At 67.9% G+C, this 2,335-nt stretch carries 2 protein-coding genes; both read left to right on the top strand.

The annotated features are described in order from the left end of the window. Positions 1–323: 323 nt before the first annotated feature. On the top strand, positions 324–1,457 hold the full coding sequence (rlmN, locus tag B1A74_RS11625) for a dual-specificity RNA methyltransferase RlmN (protein ID WP_018945662.1): 1,134 nt from the start codon (positions 324–326) through the stop codon (positions 1,455–1,457). Beyond that, on the top strand, positions 1,457–2,230 hold the full coding sequence (gene pilW / locus B1A74_RS11630) for a type IV pilus biogenesis/stability protein PilW (RefSeq protein ID WP_018945663.1): 774 nt from the start codon (positions 1,457–1,459) through the stop codon (positions 2,228–2,230). The genes rlmN and pilW overlap by 1 nt, the downstream gene beginning before the upstream one ends. The last annotated feature ends 105 nt before the right edge of the window (positions 2,231–2,335 follow it).

Below are 2,335 nucleotides of genomic sequence, written 5' to 3' on the forward strand. Positions count from 1 at the left end.
AATCGGCCGGAGGGTCGGCCTCCTGCCGGGGCAGGGTTCGACCCGCAGGAGGTCAGCCCCCTGGCCGACCCGGCGTGGCCCGACCTGGCACAGGAGGTGCGCCGGACGCACAATCGGCCGGAGGGTTGGCCTCCTGCCGGGGCAGGGTTCGACCCGTAGGAGGCCAGCCCCCTGGCCGACCCGGCGTTGCCCGACCGGGCACAGGATGTTCCCCTGGCGCCCGATCGGCCGGAGGGCCGGCCTCCTGCCGATGGGGGTCGCCCTGTAGGCATGCGGTGCCCGGGCGAAGTACACTGTGGCATCCGCTCCAATCGGTCGTAAGAATGTCCTTGCCCAACCACGTCCCCGTCAACCTGCTGGGTTACAGCCGCGATCAGCTCTCGGAGCTGTTCGGGGAATGGGGGGAGCCGAGCTTTCGCGCCACCCAGGTCGCGAAGTGGATGCATCAGCACGGGGTCACGGACTTCGACGCAATGACCAACGTCTCGCGCAAGCTGCGCGAGCGACTGGCGCGTGAGGCGGAGATTCGGCCGCCCGAGGTCGCGCTGGAAAAGACCTCCGACGACGGCACCGTCAAATGGGTGCTGCGTCTCCCCGATGGCAACGCCATCGAGACCGTTTACATTCCCGACAGTGGTCGCGGCACGCTGTGCGTGTCCTCTCAGGTGGGCTGCGCCCTCGACTGCACCTTCTGCTCCACCGCGCAGCAGGGGTTCAACCGCAATCTGACCAGCGCCGAGATCATCGGTCAGGTGTGGCTGGCCATGCAGCGCCTCCCGGCGCCCGAAGGGCGTCCGCGCGCCGTGACCAACGTGGTCATGATGGGCATGGGCGAACCGCTGGCCAATTTCGATGCGGTGGTCCCGGCGTTGCAGCTGATGACCGACGACAATGCCTATGGCCTCAGCCGCCGGCGGGTGACGGTGTCCACCTCGGGCCTGGTGCCGGCGCTGGACCGCCTGGCCGGGCACACCGATGTCGCCCTGGCTCTGAGCCTGCATGCCCCCAATGACGAGCTGCGGGACCGGCTGGTGCCGATCAACCGGAAATACCCGATTGCCCCGCTGATCGACGCCTGCCGACGGTATGTGGAAGCAACGGGGTCGCACAGCGGGGTTACCGTGGAATACGTGCTGCTGGCCGGGGTCAATGACCGGCCGGAGCATGCGCGCGAGCTCGCGGCGCTGCTGCGCGAGCTGCCGTGCAAGCTCAATCTTATCCCGTTCAATCCGTTCCCGGGCGCGCCGTTCGACCGGCCCTCCGAGGCGGACATCGAACGTTTTGAACGTCTGCTGCAGAAGGCCGGCTATGTGACCACCGTGCGGCGCACGCGCGGCGATGACATCGACGCCGCCTGCGGTCAGCTCGTCGGTCAGGTGGAGGACCGTACCAATCGCGGGATGCGCATGATCCGTCTGCATGCGGAGATCCCGGGAACCGAACGGAGGGCATCGTGATGATGCGCGGTGGCTGGCAGGGGAAGGCGGCCGCAATGCTGGTTGTGGTGGCATTGCTGCAGGGTTGTGCCGGGATGGACCGGCAAACGGGTCGCGATGGCGAAGAAGCGGCGGATATCAATGCGGAGCTCGGCATCGGCTACCTGCGTGAAGGCGAAATGGAACAGGCCGAACGCAGCCTGAAGCGGGCGCTGGAGTTCGACCATCGGCATCCGATGGCCAATCTGGGGATGGCGACGGTGTATGAACGCCGGGGGGCGGTCGACGAGGCGGTCGAGCACTACGAGGTGGCGCTGGCGCAGGACCCGGACGATCCCCACATCCAGGTGAGCACCGGCGCAATGCTCTGCCGCCAGGGCGAGTTCGAGCGGGCCCAGGAGCTGTTCGACAAGGCGATCAACAACGTGGATTACGACCGGCGCGATGTTGCGCTCCTGAATTCGGGGTCCTGTTACGCCGATGCGGGTGAATACGAGCGTGCCGAGCAGCGCCTTCGGGATGCACTGGAACGCAGCCCGGAGAATCCGCGCGCGCTCCTCGAGCTGGCGTCGGTCAGTTATCAGGCGGGCCAGCCGATGCAGACGCGCGCCTTCCTGCAGCGGCTGAGCGGTCGCGGCATCGAGAACGCCGAGACGCTGCTGCTTTGCTATCAGTCGGAGACGGCGCTGGGACGGGATCGCAACGCGAGCGCCTGTGCCGACCGCCTGCGCGAGGATTACCCCGACAGTGACGAAGCCCAACGGCTGCGGCGCCTGGAGCGTGACGGTGGCTGATCGTCGCGACCGGGATCCGGAGCTTGGCCGGGTGGAGGACGTGGATGATACGGCCTCCGGCCGGCCTGCGCTGGGTGGAAAGCCGGGCGCAGGCCGGCCGGAGGC

Origin of the sequence: Thioalkalivibrio halophilus (assembly GCF_001995255.1) — a bacterium.
GTDB classification, from domain to species: domain Bacteria; phylum Pseudomonadota; class Gammaproteobacteria; order Ectothiorhodospirales; family Ectothiorhodospiraceae; genus Thioalkalivibrio; species Thioalkalivibrio halophilus.